This window comes from Aeromonas sp. FDAARGOS 1417, from assembly GCF_019046985.1.
Lineage (GTDB): Bacteria > Pseudomonadota > Gammaproteobacteria > Enterobacterales > Aeromonadaceae > Aeromonas > Aeromonas veronii.
Window position 1 is genome coordinate 833264 of sequence record NZ_CP077221.1, and the last position, 18138, is coordinate 851401.

The window sequence follows — 18138 nt, forward strand, 5'->3', positions numbered from 1 at the left end:
GGTCGTAGTGGTCAACTAAATCCGGACACTTGGTTAGGCCGTTCTTCGGCTTTTGCTGGCTGTATCCCGTCATTGCGGCAATGTGGACGCCGCCAGTTGTAGTAATCCATCAGGTAATAACTGATATCTCGTTTCGCTGCTCGCAATCTCATATATCCCATAGCCGGGAGCCACTCTGACTTCAGGCTCCTGAACAGTCGCTCCATCGGGGCGTTATCCCAGCAGTTGCCACGCCGACTCATGCTCTGGGTCATGCGATAGCGCCACAGTCGTTGCCGAAATGCCCGGCTGCCATATTGGCTGCCCTGGTCAGAGTGAAACAGCACGCCTGACGGACAACCTCGTTGCTGATACGCCATCTCAAGTGCTTTGATGGCCAGCTCTGCATCAGGCTTATCAGACATCCCCCAGCCCACGACCCGCCGGGTGTACAGGTCAAGAATCGCTGCCAGGTAACGCCAACGACCACCTGCCCAGACGTAGGTGATATCGCCACACCACACCTGATTGGGTTGCTGGACATCAAATTCGCGGGCCAGCAGATTGGGAATGTCCGGTCGTTCAGACCGAGCGACCTGATAGCGATGAGCGCCCGGTTGCTTGGATACCAGACCGGCTTCCTTCATCAGGTTACGTACTTTGAATCGACCAATCTGATACCCCAACTCCCGCATCATCGACATCAAGGCGCGGCTGCCCGCTGAGTTCCGGCTTTCTTTGAACAAACGGCGCAACTCACAGCGCTGTTGCATACGTTCACGGTTAATCGTCCGCCTGCGAGCCAGATAATCGTAAAAACAGGAGGTGGGAACATCGAAAGCGCAGCAGACCAGAGTGATGGGGGCTTGCTCCCTTAATCGGTCTATCAGCGCGTACGTGTGAACTCGTCCGCCATCAAGAGAGCAGTAGCCTTTTTTAGTATGTCCTTTTCACGTTCGAGCTGGTTGATGCGGGCTTCCAGCTCCTGAATTTTCTGCTGCTCCGGAGTCAGTGCTTTGCTGATTGGGGTTGTGCCGCAGCGTTCGGATTGGAGCTGCTGAACCCAGCGACGCAGTACGGTTTCACCGACATCCAGTGAACGGCTGGCTTCAGGGACAGAGTATCCCTGGTCGAGTACCAGGGATGCGGCTTCGAGTTTGAATTCGGCAGTAAATGAGCGACGTAATCTTGTCATTGAACACCTCAGGTCATGGTGGCGACTGTACCACCTAAAATGGTGTCCGGGATGATTAGACCACTACAGTCCTGACTTGTTTCCCATCACGCATATGACGCACTTGGAAGGTGATCAGCCCTTTAGGTGACACCCTTATGCCAAGCCCATCACCGTCAGTGACTTCGCTCTGGCCGGAGTATGGTTTACCATGGACGCCTCGCAGCCAGCTGTCTATCTGTAATTGCCATAGCTCACCCAATAAAATTTTGTACTAACAAAATACCATGTTTTGTACTTTGAGTTGTACTAATTGGATGGTGAACATAGGCAGACAGACACAAACAGCAAAGAATTTATTGGGTGCTCAGACAAAGCTGAACACATCATTAAGAACCATATAATCAGAAGCTTAGGCGATAAAACAAGAACACATGAGCACACCCAAGAACCAAACAACACAGCCAACATTCTACTTTCACGACTACGAAACCTTTGGCATCAACCCCGCCAAGGACAGGCCGTCGCAGTTTGCCGGTATTCGTACCGATGCGGATTTCAACATCATTGGCGAGCCGCTGGCCATCTACTGCAAGCCGCCGGCGGACTATCTGCCGGATCCGGAGGCGTGCCTGATTACCGGTATCACGCCGCAAAAGGCGATGAAGGATGGGCTGTGCGAGGCGGATTTCATTCGCCAGATCCACGAGCAATTCGCCACGCCGAATACCTGTGTGCTTGGCTACAACAGCATCCGCTTCGATGATGAAGTGACCCGCTACACCCTCTATCGCAACTTCTATGACCCCTATGCCTACAGCTGGCAAAACGGCAACTCCCGCTGGGACATTCTCGACATGCTGCGGGCCTGCTATGCCCTGCGGCCGGAGGGGATCGAGTGGGCCTTTGACGATGAAGGAAAACCGAGTTTCAGACTTGAAAAGCTGACGGTCGCCAACGGCGTTACTCACGCCAATGCCCACGATGCACTCTCGGACGTGCTGGCCACCATCGAGATGGCCAAGCTGGTGAAAAAAGCCCAACCCAAGCTGTTTGGTTATCTCTTTGATCTGCGTAACAAAAACAAGGTGAAGGCGCTGATTGACGTGGTGACCATGAAGCCGCTGGTGCATGTCTCCGGCATGTTCTCCCCCTGGCAGGGTTGTGCAAGCTGGGTCTCGCCGCTCGCCTGGCACCCCACCAATCAGAACGCGGTGATCATGGTGGATCTGACCCGTGACCCCACCCCGCTTATCGAGCTCACCAGCGAGGAGATCCGCGAGCGCCTCTATACCAAAAAAGAGGAGCTGGGGGATCTGGCGGGCATTCCGGTGAAGCTGGTGCACATCAACAAGTGCCCGGTACTGGCGCCGGCCGCCACCCTGACCGCGGAGCGCGCCGACGAGCTCGGCATCGATCGGGAGCAGTGCCGCAAGAGCCTGGATCTGCTGCGCGCCCATCCCGAGGTGCGGGAAAAACTGGTGGAAGTGTTCAATCAGGAGTTCGCCGGCAGCAATGAGAGCGACCCCGATACCCAGCTTTACGCCGGATTCTTTGGCCATGGCGACAAGTCCACCATGGATCTGGTGCGTGCCACCCCCGCGGATCTGCTGGGTGAGCGGGAGTTCGCCTTTACCGACTCCCGGCTGCCGGAGATGCTGTTCCGCTACCGCGCCCGCAACTGGCCACACACCTTGAGCGAAGCAGAGCAGAAACGCTGGCGCCTGCACTGCAGCGACTACTTCAGCCGCCGTCTGCCGGACTATGTGCCCCGTCTCGAGGCGCTGGCCGAGCAGAACCAGAGTAACGAACGGAACTTTGCGATTCTAAAGAGTCTCTACCACTATCTGGAAGATTTATGAGTTGTGAGTAGTTTCACAATAAATCCTTCCCGCCCATCCCCTTCTTCAGGTCATAATGACGAAGGGGATTTCCCCAAAAACCAATATCTTGCAACATCCTGAGCGGATGTCTCCCAAGCAAGAGATCTCTTTGGCCGAACGGAAGCCATTTGCTGATGCCTCGTCACCACGCACTGCTCGGATTACTGGCCCTGCTGCCGCTGGCAGCCAACGCCGCATACCGGTTCGATGTGCCGGATTATCTTGCTCGCCTGCCCGAGCAGACCTATCGCATCGTAGAACAGAACTTCAATTCCCTTTATCAGCAGACTGATTTCACTCCCCTGATCACCAACAGCTACTTCAACGGCTCCCATCTCTACAAGTTTGTCGGGGTACCGCTGGCCATCAGCGCACAGTCAGGTTTCCAGCTGGAGGTGTTTGGTCAGGTCTATAACCGCGCTTCGCAAGCCTATATGCACCTGAGCGAGGACATGTCCCTCTATCGGGTGATGCGGGTCGATCTGATGGGGAACCCCAATGATCAGCTAGCTATCGGTTTTGGTCTGGGGGTGCCCATCACCCCGTTGCTAACCCTCAAGGCGATCGCCTCCGGCAGTGATATCCCGGGCTATGGCTCAGCCAAATACGCCGTCGGTTTTGAGTGGCGTTACTGATAGCAGCTGGTTGAAACAATTCAGGCTCCGTAATGGAGCCTGAATTGTTTATGGTGAGGCTGTGATCAGGCGTAGCGGATCACCCGCCCTTCGCCCCCTTGCAGGGTCACGGTTGTGCCGACTGCCTGCCCCTGCCAAAAATCGGTTCCCCCTTCCGGCAGCAGAAACTCCTGTGGTTGCTCCTCCCAGTTGAACAAGCAGAGCAGAGTACCCCCCTCGGGCAGCCCCACTTCACCGCAGGCAAAGTCCATCGACTCGAAACGGGCCGAGGGTGCCCGGGCGGCGCAGAGCGCCAGCAACTTGCACAGTTGCGCAGCCTGCTCCTCATCGAGATCTTGCAGCCGATCACCGGCCAGCATCATGCCACCGCTCGCCACCAGTGCAGCCAGATGGAAACTGTATTCAGCTTTACTTGCCTGCTGGCTCGGTAAATCCCGCAGGCAAATGCAGTCGGGGTCGAGTGCCCAGAGCTTGTCGTTCTGCCAGGCACGGCAGAAGGCCTCGCGAGCGATCTGGCGATAGCGATGACCACTGCGCTCCACATCATCGCTCACCCGCATGCCGTGCACCAGCCCGAGGCTTGGCCAGATGGGGGCGTTGCAACCGAGCAGGAAAGCGCCTTCACCAGCACCGCGCAGGATGGCCACCATACCGCGTCGATAAGCTTCAACCCGGGTGGCGGCCGGATCGTGGAAACGGCCACCGTGGATGGCCCCCCAGAAGTTGGCATCGAGCTTGAAGTAGTGGATTCCCCACTGCTCGCGCAAGGTACGGAACACCTGTTCAAGGTGCGCTTGCACCTCGGGGTGGGTGCCGTCCAGCACATACCAGGGGGTGCAGCGCCAACCGCCATAGGTGACCCGCTCGGAGGGGAGCGGCAGGCCGTCATCCCCCTTCACAAACCAGTCTGGGTGCTCCTGAAACACCTGTGAACCGGGCTCTGCAATAAAAGGAGCGACCCAGAGGGCGGGCTCGCAGCCAGCCTGTTTGATCTCGGCAGCCAGTGAAGCAACGCCTTGCTCGAACTTGGCCGATGGTGTGAGCCAATCGCCCATTTTGGCCTGATAGCCGTCGTCGATCTGCACATAACGCAGGGCCGGGAAACGCTCGGCACGCACCTGCAGGTTCTCGCGAATATCGGCAGCGCTCACCTCGGCGTAGTAGTGATACCAGGAGCACCAGCCGCTCGGGCGCTCACTCACCTTGCTGATCAGCGAGCCATGTTCGACCTCGATCAGCCGTGCCAGCTCGGCCAGCAGATCCTCGCGCTCCGCTCCTTCGAGGCAGATCAGCGCCTCGCTCTGCCAGTGCTCACCGGCCGCGAATTCCCGCCCTTCGCAATTCATCAGGATCTGCAAGCGACCATCGGGATAGAGGCGAAACTCCCCGCCAAAACGGTGGCAGCTGGCAAAGGCGAGCAGCAGCCACCCCTTGCCATGCTCCACCAGCAACAGGTTGTGAATGGTGTGATAGCCATTGTCATCAGTGATGCGATAAACGCTGGCATCGGGACAACGGCCGACATATTGCGGTGATTGCCAGCAACCCATGGTCTGGGCCAGCATCTGGAATCCTTCGCCATAGATGGCGCTCTCCACCGGCAGGCCAAGCTTGCCGTCAAACAGCACCCAGCGCTCAACCGGAGTGGCATCAGAACCGGTGTTGTCGAGTCGCACCCGGCACAGGGGCCCCTCCCACTGACGAGTTTGCAGCAGATGGGGTGGCAACGCAGTATCGTTCGCCAGCTGGCGAACTCGGGACAAGAGGGATGTCATCACTACTCCTTGTAGTTCGAAAAGGGTTCTATCAGGCACTTTTCAAAAAATGCCAATCAAATCAGCTTCAAACGAACTGATTTCAGTTGTTATTGTTTTAATGCCGCGACCCGGCCTCTCTGGTAAACTGCGATTTTCTTCCCAGTCGATGAGGTTCACGTGATCGCGCAACGCGCCTTGCTGTACTTTCGTGACTTTTTGGTCATCGTCGCCTGCCTGCTGGCAGGTAAATCCGTGGCAGCCATCCTGCCTTTCGCCTTTCCCGGCAGCATCATCGGCATGCTGCTGCTGTTCGTGCTGCTCTCCCTGCAACTGATCAAGCTGCACTGGGTCGAGCTGGGGGCAGGCTTGCTGCTGCGCCACATGGGCGTGCTGTTCGTGCCGGTTGCGGTCGGACTGGTGGCCTGGCTTGAGCCCCTGCGCCAATCCTTCGGCGTCATCATGCTCTGCATCGTGCTCGGGATCGTGCTGATCCTCGCCACCGTCGGTCGGCTCTACCAGAGGATGAACAAATGATCTTCTGGCTCGCCATTCCCTTAACGCTCGCGCTCTATTTCGCCACTCGCGCCCTCTATCGCCGTCTGCCCTGGCCCATCATCAACCCTGTGCTGGTGCCGACCGCGGTGATCATCGGCCTGCTGCTCTGGTTTGATCTGCCCCTTGAGCAGTACGAGCGCGGCAGCAGCCCCATTACCATGCTGCTGGAGCCCGCCGTGGTGGCGCTGGCGCTGCCGCTCTATCAGCAGGCGCGCCAGATCCAGGCCAAGCTCAAGCCCATCCTAATCTGTACCCTCGCCTCCGTCTTGATCTCGGTGTGCACAACCCTGCTGATCGGTCATTTTATGGGCACAGATCCGGCGCTGCTCGCCTCATTGGCGACCAAATCCATCACCACCCCGCTCGCCATGAGCGTCAGCCAGTCCATCGGCGGCATTCCCGCCATCGCGGCCGCCGTTGTTGTTGTGGTGGGAATTGTCGGCGCCCTGATCGGCTACCCGCTGCTCAAACTGCTGAAAGTGACCGACCCGGAAGCCCAAGGGCTCGCCATGGGGGCCTGTGCCCACGCCATCGGCACCGCCACCTCCGCCGAGAAGGGGATCACCCAGGGCGCCTTTGCATCGCTCGCCATGGTGGTGTGCGGTATCCTCACCGCTGCCGTCGCCCCGCTGCTGTTTGCCATCTATCACTGGCTGATCTGATCACCCCATTGACCACCTGTTGACCATTCCGAGGGGCCTGCTGGCCTCTCGGGGTGCGACCTGCCGCACAATTTGCACAAGACAAACGTTTCCATTACCATCCCCCTCCGTTTGCCCATCAGGGCGTGAGCCTGCTCACACATTTACCCGAGCTTGCTCCCTACAATGGCCGCCCAATTGGCCTTTGAGGACACACTATGCATCCCCGTTTTGCCAAGCCATTCGATACCCTCTCTGCCCCGCTCAAAGCAGCCGTGCAGCCCATGCTGGATAGTGCCGACTTCAACGCCCGCTTCACGCCGGAGCAAGTCGCCACCCTGAAAGCCGCCACAGGTCTCGATGATCGCGCCCTGCGCCTCGCCCTGTTGCCGCTGGCTGCTGCCTGCTCGGTGGCGCCCATCTCCAAGTTTTATGTCGGTGCCATCGCCTGTGGCCTGAGTGGCACCTGGTACTTCGGTGCCAACATGGAGTTTGCAGGGCAAGGTCTGTTCCACTCGGTCCACGCCGAGCAGTCCGCCATTTCCAACGCCTGGCTGGGTGGCGAGACCGGGATCAGCGAAATCACCGTCAACTACACCCCCTGTGGCCACTGCCGTCAGTTCATGAACGAGCTGAGCACCGCCAAGATCCTGAAAGTCTCTCTGCCCGATGACTTGAGCGCCCTGCAATCCTTCCTGCCCCACTCGTTTGGCCCGGCGGATCTCGACATCACAGATGCGCTGATGAGCCCGCAGGATCACGCAGAGCTTGAGCTTCAAAGCGAAGACCCGCTGTGGCAGGCCGCGCTGGCCGCCGCCCGTCAAAGCTACGCCCCCTACAGTCAGGGCTATGCCGCGGTGGCGCTGCAGTTTGCCGATGGTCGCATCTTCTCTGGCCGCTACGCCGAGAACGCCGCCTTCAACCCCAGCCTGCCGCCGATGCAGATGGCCTGCGCCCATGCGGTGCTTAACGGCGAAGATCTCGCCACCATCCGCCGCGCCGTGCTGCTGGAGAACAAAAACGGCCAGATCAGCCAGCGTGACTCCGCCCAGTCCACCCTCAAGGCGCTGGGCTCCGTCGAGCTGGAGTATCAGGCGGTCTGATCCCGGCTTTGCGTCGATAAACGAAAGCCCCCGCACCTTGGTGCGGGGGCTTTTTTACTGGGCCGTTTAACCGGGAGCGACCGGTGATCTGCACAGTTTGGCGCGGTTGATCACCCCGTCTGACCGGTTGCTGATCAGACCGGTTTTAGCCGCGAAGTGAAGTGGCGCAGCAGCGGCGGCTCGTAGTCAAAGGTGAGTCCGCGAATGTCGCTGGCCCGCGCTTTCACCGCGATCAGGCAGTCGGCCACATAGTCCATGTGATCCCGGGTGTAGACCCGGCGTGGAATGGTGAGGCGCAACAGCTCGAAGTCCGCCGCCTCCTGCTTGCCGGTGGCGGGATCGCGCCCCAGCAACAGGGAGCCAATCTCCACCCCGCGCACGCCCCCTTCCAGATAGAGCTCGCAGGCGAGCGCATGGGCCGGAAACTGCTCGGCCGGAATATGGGGCAGCAGCTTCTTGGCATCCACAAAGACCGCATGACCGCCGGTGGGGGTCTGGATCGGGATCCCCGCCTCGGCCAGCCGCCCACCCAGATAAGCCACCTGACTGATGCGATAGGTGAGATACTCCTCATCCATCCCCTCCCGCAGGCCAATGGCAAGCGCCGCCATGTCCCGTCCGGCGAGGCCACCGTAGGTGACAAACCCCTCCATCGCCACACAGCGCACCTGCACGGCTCGAAACAGGTCGAGATCTTCCTTGAAGCAGCAGAGCCCGCCGATATTGACCAGCCCATCCTTCTTGGCCGACATGGTGAAGATGTCCCCCAGCGCAAACATCTGGCGCACTATCTCCTTGATGCTGCACTTGGCATAGGCCGGATCCCGCTCCTTGATAAACCAGGCATTCTCGGCAAAGCGGGCGGCGTCGATCACCACCGGAATCTGCTGACGACGGGCCAACTCGGAGACCGCCTCCATATTGGCCATGGAGACCGGATGGCCACCGGCGCTGTTGCAGGTCACCGTGATGATGATGCCGGCCACGTTGTCGGCCCCCAGGGTTTCGATGGTATCGGTCAGGCGAGGAAGGTCAAAATCCCCCTTCCAGGCGTAGGGGGCCGTGGTGTCGAGGGCTTTCGGGGTGAGCAGGTTGATGGCCCGCGCGCCGGCCAACTCCACGTGGGCCTTGGTGGTATCGAAGTGATAGTTGGAGATAAAGACCGGCGCCTTGCCCTTGCAGCGCTTGACCAGCTCGGGGAAGAGGATCTGCTCGGCCCCGCGCCCCTGGTGGGTGGGCATCACATGCTGGTAGCCAAAAATCTCGCGTACCGCGCGCTCCAGCTCGACAAAGTTGCGGCTGCCCGCATAGGCCTCATCCCCCATCATGATGCCGGCCCACTGACGATCGGACATGGCACCGGTACCGCTGTCGGTCAGCAGATCGATATAGACATCCTCGGCCAGCAGCAGGAAGGGGTTCCAGCCAGCGGCCTCGAGGGCGGCACGGCGCTCGGCGCCAGTGGTCTGTTTGATGGGCTCGACCATCTTGATACGAAACGGCTCGGGTATACGACGCATAAAAGACTCCTCACCGGCGCTGGGCCAGTGTGTTTGAAATCTGGATTGGCAAAGAGGCCGGGGCGATCAGGGTCGTCCGGCTGACAAATTCAAACGGCGGGTGCCGCCAATCAGCAGTGAGGAAAGTCGAAGGTGAGAATGGGATCCCGGGTATACCAGTGGGCGAGCAGGCAAGCTGCCCGGGGCGTAGCTGTCATGATTGGCATCACTCCCCTCCATATCGGTTGTAGACAGTCGGTGGCCAACAAGATCCATTGATGGATGCTGCCAACGGGCAGCCTCGCCACGTTAACGGCTGGTTAATTGGCAAACAAGGGGCGCACCGACGGGCTGTGCGCCCGCTCACAAAGTGGGCGTCTGCGCGGCAAACCGGCTACGAGGTTGATCCGCCCGCGCCCGCGCTTCGTTATTCTCCCTACCCACACGCCACATCCCCCATCAGCCAAGGCCGTAAACCATCATGCATCGCAAACCCCATCTGCCCGAGAAAATCTGCCCCGTCTGCCTGCGCCCCTTCAGCTGGCGGCGCAAGTGGGCGCGCAGCTGGGAGGAGGTTCGCTACTGCAGCGAGCGTTGTCGCCACGCTCGTCACAGCAGCCAGCAACCTGAGGGGGAGCGAGTCTGATGGAGCTGCGCCTTGTTCTCGGCGATCAGCTAAACGCCGGTCACAGCTGGTTTCGCACCCCGGATCCGGCAATCTGCTATCTGATGGCGGAGCTCCGCCAAGAGACCGACTACTGCCGCCACCACCGTCAGAAGGTGCTGTCCTTCTTTGCCGCCATGCGCGCCTTCGCAGCGGCCCTCACCCAAGCGGGCTACCGCGTCTGTTACCTGACCCTTGATGAGAGCGCCCGCTGGCCCGATTTGCCCGGCTTGCTGGAGGCTCAACTCGAAGCACATCAGGCCGACAGCTTTGCCTGGCAGAGCCCGGACGAGTGGCGCCTCGCCAGCCAGTTGAAAAGCTGGGCGGCGGATCTTGTCATCCCTGCCACCGAGGTGGAGAGCGAACATTTTCTCACCCCCCGCGATGGCTGGCAGCGCTATCCTCACAGCCGGATGGAGTTCTTCTACCGCGCCCTGCGAAAACAATACAGGGTGTTGCTCGATGAGCGCGGCCAACCCCTTGGCGGGCGCTGGAACTTCGATGACGAGAACCGCGCCAAATTGCCGGCGAGCCAGCCAATCCCGGCGCCCCTCACCTTTGCCAACGAGGTGAGCGAGATTGACGCCATGCTGACCCGCCACGGGGTCAGCACCATCGGCGAGGCAGATGCCAGCAGCCTGCCGTGGCCCATCACAAGGCGCCAGAGTCGCGAGCTGCTGGCCCATTTTCTGGCGCACTGCCTGCCGCACTTTGGCCGCTATCAGGATGCCCTGAGCGAGCGCGGCTGGAGTCTGTTTCACAGCCGTCTGTCGTTTTCCCTCAACAGCAAAATGCTTCATCCGCTTGAGGTGATCCGGGCCGCCGAGACCCACTGGCAGGCCAATCAGGTCACTATCACGTTGGCGCAGGTGGAGGGTTTTATCCGCCAGATCCTCGGCTGGCGCGAGTTTGTTCGCGCCCTCTACTGGGAGAAGATGCCCGACTACAAGCAGACCAATTTTCTCGGGGCCAACCGGCCGCTGCCCGGTTTCTTCTGGAGTGGCGAAACCAGGATGGCCTGCGTGCGCCACGCCATTCGCCAGTCTCTTGAGCATGGCTACGCCCACCATATCCAGCGGCTAATGGTGACCGGCAACTTTGCCCTGCTGGCGGGGATCCATCCTGACGAGGTGGATCAGTGGTATCTCGGCATCTATGTGGATGCCATCGAGTGGGTGGAGCTGCCCAACACCCGCGGCATGAGCCAGTTTGCCGATGGCGGCCTGATGGGCAGCAAGCCCTACGCCAGCAGCGGCGCCTATCTCGAACGGATGGGCCACTACTGCAAGGGGTGCCACTATCAGGTCAAAGCCCGCCACGGCGACGGAAGTTGCCCCTTCAACAGCCTCTACTGGCACTTTCTTTGGCGCAATCGGGACAAACTTGGCAGCAACCCTCGCCTCGCCCTGCCCTATGCCAACTGGGATGGCCAAGCCGCAGAACAACAGCAGGCCATTCTGGCAACAGCAGAGCAGTACCTGATCAAGCTGGAGCAGTTGTAAGCGGGCCATACCCCCTGACACTGCCCTGAAAACAGCGCAGCGATTTACGCTGGCAATCAGGCGCGTCATCGCACCAAACACCAGCCTGTGACAGGCAAGCAGACGGAGATCCCAATCCTGCGCAGAGCGGTTGAATATCCTGTGGCGGCTGATTATGGTGGTGGCCACATCAGGAGATCAGTCAAGGAAAGACGATATGGAGATAGTGGTTCTCGGTGGCGGCGTAATTGGGGTAACCAGCGCCTGGTATCTGGCCAAAGCGGGTCACAAAGTAACCCTGCTGGAGCGACAAGGTGGCGTCGCCCTTGAAACCAGCCATGCCAACGCCGGGCAGATATCCCCGGGTTATGCGGCACCCTGGGCGGCCCCCGGCATCCCCCTCAAGGCCGCCAAGTGGATGCTGCAAAAGCATGCCCCCTTCACCGTGCGCCCCACTGCCGACCCCTTCCAGCTACGCTGGATGCTCAGAATGCTCGCCAACTGCACCCCGACCGCCTATGCCACCAACAAGGGGCGCATGGTGCGTCTGGCCGAATACAGCCGCGACTGCATGAAGCGGCTGCGCGACGAGCTCAACATCGATTACGAAGGGCGCCAGCTCGGCACCCTGCAGCTGTTTCGCAGCCAATCCCAGCTCGATGCCAGTCAGCGCGATATCGAGGTGCTGGAGGAGTATGGCGTCCCTTACCAGTCGCTGGATGCCAGCGGCTGCGAAGCGGCAGAGCCTGCGCTGGCGCGGGTGCGCGGCAAAATCGTCGGCGGCTTGCGTCTGCCCGGCGACGAGACCGGCGACTGCTTCCGCTTCACCAAGGCCCTTGCCCTTGAAGCCGAGAAGCTCGGGGTCAAGTTCGTCTTCAACTGCGACATCGACGAGATTGAGCAAGCCCGCGGCCACGCCGTGGCGGTGCGGGCGGGCGAGCAGCGCTATCGCGCCGATGCCATCGTCTGTGCGCTCGGCAGCTATGCCACCGGCTTTTTGCGGCCGCTGTTGCGCCCGCTCGGGCTGGAGCTGCCTGTCTATCCGGTCAAGGGCTACTCCCTCACCCTGCCGATGATCAACGCCGAGGCCGCGCCGCGCAGTACCGTGCTCGACGAGACCTACAAGGTGGCCATCACCCGTTTCGACGAGCGGATCCGGGTCGGCGGCATGGCGGAGCTGTCGGGCTACAACCTCGCCTTGAATCCGAGACGCCACGACACTCTGGCAATGGTGGTCGGCGATCTCTTTCCCGAGGGGGGCGATATCAGCCAAGCCGAGTTCTGGACCGGCCTGCGTCCCATGACGCCGGACGGCACCCCGCTGGTGGGGCCAAGCCCCATTCCCGGTCTCTGGCTCAATACCGGCCACGGCACCCTGGGCTGGACCATGGCGGCCGGTTCGGGTCAGCTGTTGTGCGATCTTATCAGCGGCAGCGAACCCGCCATCAGCGATGAGGGGCTCACTCTGGCCCGTTACGGCTAGACGCCCAAGCTGTCGGGCTGTTTCACTCGCCAACTACGCCCTCAGACCACAGCAGAGGACGTTCTCGACCGCTTTATTGACAGGCCACCGCCATAAACGGTGGCCTTTTCGTCTGATGTTGACCTTCTCCCTCCCCGTCTACCTGAGCGGTGCTCTGGCTGCCGGTTAATGCAGCAAACGGCACAGAATATTGCGCAATTCGACTTGCGCAAGCCGCCACAATCCGTAATGTGGATAGACGCATTTTTCGCAGCGCATATTTTTTAAATAGCCTGTAAACCGCTTGTAAACAGGCGTCGCCAGACAAGGGGTTACGGGTGTCACCGCGAGTTTCTTTAGCAGCAATCCAGGGTAGGACATTATGAAAAAAGTAGGTTTGGTCGGTTGGCGTGGCATGGTGGGATCGGTTCTGATGAGCCGGATGCAGGAAGAGCAGGATTTCGCCCATATTCAACCCACATTCTTCACCACCTCCCAGGCCGGTGAGGCCGCTCCCAACTTCGGCGTCGATGCCGGTACTCTGCAAGACGCCTTCGATATCGAGGCGCTGGTCAAGCAGGATATCATCATCACCGCGCAAGGCGGCGACTACACCAAGGATGTCTATCCGCGCCTGAAAGCCGCTGGCTGGCAGGGTTACTGGATTGACGCCGCCTCCTCCCTGCGGATGGAGAAAGACGCCGTCATCATTCTGGATCCGGTCAACGGCGACGTCATCGAGCAGGCCCTGAACGATGGCATCAAGACCTTCGTTGGCGGCAACTGCACCGTCAGCCTGATGCTGCTGGCCCTCGGCGGCCTGTTCAAGGCCGATCTGGTGGAGTGGGTGAGCGTGGCCACCTATCAGGCTGCCTCCGGTGGCGGTGCCCGTCATATGCGCGAGCTGGTGACACAGATGGGGATGCTGCGCGACGAAGTGGCGGTCGAGCTGGCAGACCCTGCCTCCGCCATCCTCGACATCGAGCGCAAGATCACCGAGAAGACCCGCTCCGGCACCCTGCCGGTGGACAACTTCGGCGTACCGCTGGCCGGTGGCCTTATCCCCTGGATCGATACCAAGCTCGACAACGGCCAGAGCCGTGAAGAGTGGAAGGGTCAGGCCGAGACCAACAAGATTTTGGGTATCGAGAACGCCGTCATTCCAGTGGATGGTCTGTGCGTGCGGATCGGCGCCCTGCGCTGCCACAGCCAGGCGTTCACCATCAAGCTGAAAAAGGATGTGCCGCTGGCGGAGATCGAAGCGCTGCTGGCTGCCCACAACGACTGGGTGAAAGTGATCCCCAACGATCGCGACATCACCGCTCGCGAGCTGACTCCAGCGGCCGTTACCGGCACCCTCAGCATTTCGGTGGGCCGTCTGCGCAAACTCAATATGGGCCCTGAGTATCTGGCCGCCTTTACCGTGGGTGACCAGCTGCTGTGGGGCGCCGCCGAGCCGCTGCGCCGCATGCTGCGTATCCTGCTGGCGCGCTAATCCGCCACAGCAGCAGAGACAACAAGGGCGGGGAGTCACACTCCCCGCCCTTTTTTATTGCCTGTTTTTATGAGCCGTTTAACGGGTTCACGGCCTTGCCATTACTTGAGCAGAATGCGCTGGCAGCCGCTGTAGATCTCGGCCCGCCCGGGGCGGCAAAAGCCCACCAGCGTCAGCCCGGTCTGCTCGGCTCGCTCGACCGCGAGCTCGGTAGCGGCCGAGATGGCGAGCAAGATCTCCACCCCGGCGCTGGCGCACTTTTGCACCATCTCGAAACTGGCGCGGCTGGTCACCAGAATGGCGCCGTCACGGCGACCCGTGCGGCACAGATGGCCCACCAGCTTGTCCAGCGCAATATGGCGCCCCACATCCTCGCGGATGGCGAGAATATTGCCCTCCCCGTCCAGATGCACAGCCGCATGGGTGGCGCCGGTGCGCTGGCCCAGCAGCTGGAGCGGGCGCAGTGCGCTCAATACCTTGTCGATATGGCCCACCGCCAGACGCTGACTATCGGGCAGCAGTGGCTGGGTGCGGATCACCTGCTCCAGACTCTCGCTGCCGCAGATGCCACAACCGGTGCGCCCCGCCAGGGTGCGCCGCTTCTCTTTGAGGCGATGGACGCAGCGGTTGGCCAGGGTGATATGCAGCTCAATCCCCTGACAGCCATCGATCTGCTCGATGTCGTGGATATCGAGCAGGCTGTCGATAATCCCCTCGGATAGCGAAAACCCGATGGCGAAATCCTCCAGATCGGAGGCCGAGCACATCATCACGCTGTGGGCGATGCCGTTGTAGACCAGCGCCACCGGCGTCTCGGAGGGGAGCGCCATTTCGCTGTCGCAGGTCAGTGTATCGGCGCGGTAGTGCACCACCTCGCGGTGGATGGCGCAGCGGGCCAGTTCGTTCTGCGCCTCCAGCTCAAGTAGCTCTCTCATGGTGCGACCCCGTCAATGATCTCGGGATCTCTGGCCGAAATGCCGAGCCGCTTCATTTTCGAAAGCAAGGTGGTGCGCTTCATACCGAGGCGGTTGGCCGCCCCCCGCTCGCCAGCGACGATGCCGTTGCAGTCACGCAGGGCGGCGATGATCGCCTCGCGCTCATCGGTCGGCCCCTCCTCGGCAAAGAGCGGCGTGGCGGGCTCGTCATAGACCAGGGTCTCAATCTTGTGATAACCCTTGAGTGGCATCAGCTCATCAGGCGAGAGGTTGAGCACATGGCCGCGGGTCATCACCACGGCGCGCTCGATGACGTTCTCCAGCTCGCGGATATTGCCGTACCAGGGCAGCGACACCAGCATTTTCATGGCATCGGCGGGGATCGAGGTGATGGTGCGGCGCATCCGCTTCGCAATCTTCTTGATAAAGAAATTGACCAGCAGCGGAATATCTTCACGCCGCTCCCGCAGCGGCGGCAGCTCGATGGGAAAGACGTTGAGGCGGTAGTAGAGATCGCTTCTGAAACGCTTGTTCTTGACCATGGTGAGCAGATCGCAGTTGGTGGCGGCCACCAGCCGCACATCCACTGCGATGGGGTTGCTGTTGCCGACCCGCTCCAGCTCGTGCTCCTGCAATACCCGCAAGAGTTTGGGCTGCAAGTCCAGCGGCATATCCCCCACTTCGTCGAGGAACAGGGTGCCCTTGTGGGCCCGCTCGAAGCGGCCGATGCGCTGGGTGAGGGCGCCGGTAAAGGCCCCCTTCTCGTGGCCAAAGAGATCGCTCTCGATAAGGCCGGTGGGAATGGCGGCGCAGTTCACCTTTACCATCTCGTGGTCGTGGCGGGCACTCAGGGCGTGAATGGCCTGGGCGATCAGCTCCTTGCCGGTGCCGGTCTCGCCGAGGATCAGCACGGTGCTGTCGCTCTCGGCCACCAGCCGCACCTTCTCCAGCACGCTCTCCATCACCGCGCTCTGGTAGATGATGTGGGGGAACTCCCCCTGCATCTGCGGCTCGTTGATGCGAATGGTCTTCTCTTTTGCGCCGTTGGTGTTGGAGATCTCCTGCTGCGCCTGCACGTTGTTCATGGCAATCGCCGTGCGCGCCGCCACCTGCTCCAGCAAGGAGATATCGATATCGGCAAAAAAGTCGGCGTTGGGGTGCGAGAGGATCAACACCCCCAGCAGGTTGCCCCGATAGCGCAGCGGCAAAATGCAGGAGCTGTCGGCCTCGGGCGGCAGGATCTGGGAGGTAAAACGGCAGCGATTGCTGCAACCGTGACCGTGTTCGCGATAGACAAAAAACGGCTCGCTGTGGCCAAGGGCCCCCTGCAGGCACTTCTTTTCAAAACAGGAGTGATCGATGATGCCCGGCTGATCGCTCTGGTGCTGATTGACCAGATAGCTCTTGAAGCTGTCGGAGGTGGCGTTGTATTCGGCCAGACACAAGCTGCTGATGCCGAAGTGGTGGTGCAGGATGGCAAACAGGCTCTTGGGCAGCTCGGCGATGCGCACCAGTTTGATCACCGCGTTGGTCACATCCACCAGAATTTTGCAGCTGTCGCGCTCAAGGCGCAGGGAGTTGGCCTGCTCCAGAGTGCGCTCCTTGTCGAGCACGTTCTCCAGCGCAATGGCGATAATGGCCGCCAGCTGGGTCAGCTTGGCGAGGGTCTCCATGGTGAAGCTGTCGAGCTGGGTGTTGATAAACTCGACCCCGCCAAGGTGGCTGCGGGCAGTGGTGATGGGGAGCTGGCAGTAGGAGCGCAGCCCCCCGTAGACCCCTTCGCGATCCAGCGCCGGGCAGCGATTCTCAAAGCGGGCGGCAGCGAGAATGATGGCCTGTTCCGGGGTCTCTTTGGTAGGACGGGGGGAGAGGTGAAGCTCTGCCTTGGGGCAGACCAGATGCTTTGGGCCGGAATGTCCCATGAAGTAGAAGATGGCCTCCTCGTCCGCACCCATGTTGAGGATCAGGTTGACCCGGGTTACGCCGCCGAAGCTGGCATCTATCTTGTTGAGTTTGTGGATAAAATCATCGAGCGTCACGGCCGACAGGAGGGATTTGGAGAGCAGGAGAAAACCGTCGTCCCAGATGGGAGAGATCTCGTCCAGGGGGATGGCACTCACATTTAGCATTGCGGCCTCACGTTATATCGATTTAGTCACCAGTCAGGCTGTCCATGCCATCGCATCACGACAAGCACTCGTCACCAAAATAAATAGCCGCAGCCCGTAAAAGCGGCTGCCAATAAGAAAAGCGGTGACGGAAATTGTCGCATGTTGCAATTCCAGAGTTGTTATTAACGAACGACAACAAAAAGTAACATCGTTATCGGGGGATATATTGGAATGGCGACTCATCATAGATGAGCTCAAATTTCATTACAATCCGATTCAATATATCTGATGGCCATATTTAACCGGTTATTTCATCAGTTCTTGATCTCAATTAAGGCGCCTGAAAAGTGGGCCGCCGTCAACTGTCAGATCTGCCCTTTCCTCTTCGCTGGCTGCGGGTTTCAAGATGGCGTTTGCTGCCCATCCATCGGCAATTTACGAGGTGATGATCCGGCTGTGGCAGCACTTCAGGCCACCGAAGATAAAGAGGGCCGACAAGCTCTGGAAGGCCATCAGCAGCCAGCTGGCGTTGTCGGCAAGCTCGGCGGCGACGCTCTGGTGAGTGAGGTAGATCAGCAGGGTGATCGCCCCCAGCAGCAGGCCGTTGATCAAGGTGGTGGAGATAAACCCGATCAGCCAGGCACTGGAAATACTCAAGGCAGAAAATACGCTGCTCATGGCGAGCCTTGCTGCCATAAAACAGCCGAAAAAACCGAAGCCCAGCAGAAATATCATCTCGTCGCGCCAAATATAGCAACCTATTC

General features: G+C 60.1%; 15 protein-coding genes. 9 read left to right on the top strand and 6 right to left on the bottom strand.

Annotation, left to right across the window (positions count from 1 at the left end; all coding sequences use genetic code 11):
• Window positions 1–11: 11 nt before the first annotated feature.
• A protein-coding gene (locus I6L47_RS03700; RefSeq protein WP_216948695.1) for an IS3 family transposase occupies window positions 12–1174 on the bottom strand; the annotation gives its coding sequence in 2 pieces (ribosomal slippage) (window positions 12–919 and window positions 919–1174; 1164 coding nt in all).
• A 413-nt stretch (window positions 1175–1587) separates the two neighbouring features.
• On the opposite strand from I6L47_RS03700, the gene sbcB reads away from it, so the two are divergent.
• Together sbcB and I6L47_RS03710 are read left to right on the top strand one after the other, a co-directional pair.
• Complete coding sequence (gene sbcB, locus I6L47_RS03705; RefSeq protein ID WP_216948696.1) at window positions 1588–3015, top strand: exodeoxyribonuclease I; 1428 nt, start codon at window positions 1588–1590, stop codon at window positions 3013–3015.
• 155 nt (window positions 3016–3170) lie between these two features.
• Entirely contained in the window at window positions 3171–3671 is a 501-nt protein-coding gene (locus tag I6L47_RS03710; RefSeq protein WP_005333277.1) for a hypothetical protein, read from the top strand.
• Between the two features lie 65 nt (window positions 3672–3736).
• Here I6L47_RS03710 and I6L47_RS03715 read toward each other — a convergent pair whose 3' ends face one another.
• Complete coding sequence (locus I6L47_RS03715; RefSeq protein WP_216948697.1) at window positions 3737–5446, bottom strand: alpha-galactosidase; 1710 nt, start codon at window positions 5444–5446, stop codon at window positions 3737–3739.
• Between the two features lie 159 nt (window positions 5447–5605).
• On the opposite strand from I6L47_RS03715, the gene I6L47_RS03720 reads away from it, so the two are divergent.
• From I6L47_RS03720 to cdd, 3 genes are all read left to right on the top strand, one after another.
• The gene (locus I6L47_RS03720; RefSeq protein WP_144713015.1) at window positions 5606–5962 is read left to right on the top strand and encodes a CidA/LrgA family protein; all 357 of its coding nucleotides are present in this window, start codon (window positions 5606–5608) and stop codon (window positions 5960–5962) included.
• Window positions 5959–6645 (top strand): LrgB family protein, encoded by a 687-nt coding sequence (locus I6L47_RS03725; protein ID WP_005333281.1) that lies wholly within the window; start codon window positions 5959–5961, stop codon window positions 6643–6645. Before I6L47_RS03720 ends, I6L47_RS03725 begins: the two co-directional genes overlap by 4 nt.
• 197 nt (window positions 6646–6842) lie before the next feature.
• On the top strand, window positions 6843–7727 hold the full coding sequence (gene cdd, locus I6L47_RS03730; RefSeq protein WP_005333283.1) for a cytidine deaminase: 885 nt from the start codon (window positions 6843–6845) through the stop codon (window positions 7725–7727).
• A gap of 134 nt (window positions 7728–7861) precedes the next feature.
• On the opposite strand, the gene I6L47_RS03735 is transcribed toward cdd, so the two are convergent.
• Complete coding sequence (locus I6L47_RS03735; RefSeq protein ID WP_216948698.1) at window positions 7862–9247, bottom strand: tryptophanase; 1386 nt, start codon at window positions 9245–9247, stop codon at window positions 7862–7864.
• Window positions 9248–9707: 460 nt separating this feature from the next.
• Here I6L47_RS03735 and I6L47_RS03740 point away from each other — a divergent pair, with 460 nt between their 5' ends.
• The 4 genes from I6L47_RS03740 to asd all read left to right on the top strand — a co-directional run bounded on the left by I6L47_RS03740 (window position 9708) and on the right by asd (window position 14328).
• Window positions 9708–9872 (top strand): DUF2256 domain-containing protein, encoded by a 165-nt coding sequence (locus I6L47_RS03740; protein WP_139462686.1) that lies wholly within the window; start codon window positions 9708–9710, stop codon window positions 9870–9872.
• Complete coding sequence (locus I6L47_RS03745; protein WP_216948699.1) at window positions 9872–11392, top strand: cryptochrome/photolyase family protein; 1521 nt, start codon at window positions 9872–9874, stop codon at window positions 11390–11392. Before I6L47_RS03740 ends, I6L47_RS03745 begins: the two co-directional genes overlap by 1 nt.
• A gap of 196 nt (window positions 11393–11588) precedes the next feature.
• Window positions 11589–12854 carry a D-amino acid dehydrogenase gene (locus tag I6L47_RS03750; RefSeq protein WP_216948700.1) on the top strand — a complete coding sequence of 422 codons (1266 nt, stop codon included), beginning with the start codon at window positions 11589–11591 and terminating at the stop codon, window positions 12852–12854.
• A 361-nt stretch (window positions 12855–13215) separates the two neighbouring features.
• On the top strand, window positions 13216–14328 hold the full coding sequence (asd, locus tag I6L47_RS03755) for an aspartate-semialdehyde dehydrogenase (protein ID WP_216948701.1): 1113 nt from the start codon (window positions 13216–13218) through the stop codon (window positions 14326–14328).
• Window positions 14329–14429: 101 nt separating this feature from the next.
• Here asd and fdhD read toward each other — a convergent pair whose 3' ends face one another.
• The 3 genes from fdhD to I6L47_RS22445 all read right to left on the bottom strand — a co-directional run bounded on the left by fdhD (window position 14430) and on the right by I6L47_RS22445 (window position 18052).
• Entirely contained in the window at window positions 14430–15263 is an 834-nt protein-coding gene (gene fdhD, locus I6L47_RS03760) for a formate dehydrogenase accessory sulfurtransferase FdhD (protein WP_216948702.1), read from the bottom strand.
• Window positions 15260–17392: a sigma 54-interacting transcriptional regulator gene (locus tag I6L47_RS03765; protein ID WP_159163512.1), complete on the bottom strand. Its 2133-nt coding sequence runs from the start codon at window positions 17390–17392 to the stop codon at window positions 15260–15262. The genes fdhD and I6L47_RS03765 overlap by 4 nt, the downstream gene beginning before the upstream one ends.
• A 417-nt stretch (window positions 17393–17809) precedes the next feature.
• Window positions 17810–18052 (bottom strand): hypothetical protein, encoded by a 243-nt coding sequence (locus I6L47_RS22445; RefSeq protein ID WP_254204812.1) that lies wholly within the window; start codon window positions 18050–18052, stop codon window positions 17810–17812.
• Window positions 18053–18138: the final 86 nt, after the last annotated feature.

What these genes read in the sequence shown, in the direction of transcription:
- sbcB (WP_216948696.1), top strand. Translation starts at nt 1,588, where the DNA reads ATGAGCACACCCAAGAACCAAACAACACAGCCAACATTCTACTTTCAC.
- I6L47_RS03710 (WP_005333277.1), top strand. Translation starts at nt 3,171, where the DNA reads ATGCCTCGTCACCACGCACTGCTCGGATTACTGGCCCTGCTGCCGCTG.
- I6L47_RS03715 (WP_216948697.1), bottom strand. Translation starts at nt 5,446, where the DNA reads ATGACATCCCTCTTGTCCCGAGTTCGCCAGCTGGCGAACGATACTGCG.
- I6L47_RS03725 (WP_005333281.1), top strand. Translation starts at nt 5,959, where the DNA reads ATGATCTTCTGGCTCGCCATTCCCTTAACGCTCGCGCTCTATTTCGCC.
- cdd (WP_005333283.1), top strand. Translation starts at nt 6,843, where the DNA reads ATGCATCCCCGTTTTGCCAAGCCATTCGATACCCTCTCTGCCCCGCTC.
- I6L47_RS03735 (WP_216948698.1), bottom strand. Translation starts at nt 9,247, where the DNA reads ATGCGTCGTATACCCGAGCCGTTTCGTATCAAGATGGTCGAGCCCATC.
- I6L47_RS03740 (WP_139462686.1), top strand. Translation starts at nt 9,708, where the DNA reads ATGCATCGCAAACCCCATCTGCCCGAGAAAATCTGCCCCGTCTGCCTG.
- I6L47_RS03745 (WP_216948699.1), top strand. Translation starts at nt 9,872, where the DNA reads ATGGAGCTGCGCCTTGTTCTCGGCGATCAGCTAAACGCCGGTCACAGC.
- I6L47_RS03750 (WP_216948700.1), top strand. Translation starts at nt 11,589, where the DNA reads ATGGAGATAGTGGTTCTCGGTGGCGGCGTAATTGGGGTAACCAGCGCC.
- asd (WP_216948701.1), top strand. Translation starts at nt 13,216, where the DNA reads ATGAAAAAAGTAGGTTTGGTCGGTTGGCGTGGCATGGTGGGATCGGTT.
- fdhD (WP_216948702.1), bottom strand. Translation starts at nt 15,263, where the DNA reads ATGAGAGAGCTACTTGAGCTGGAGGCGCAGAACGAACTGGCCCGCTGC.
- I6L47_RS03765 (WP_159163512.1), bottom strand. Translation starts at nt 17,392, where the DNA reads ATGCTAAATGTGAGTGCCATCCCCCTGGACGAGATCTCTCCCATCTGG.
- I6L47_RS22445 (WP_254204812.1), bottom strand. Translation starts at nt 18,052, where the DNA reads ATGAGCAGCGTATTTTCTGCCTTGAGTATTTCCAGTGCCTGGCTGATC.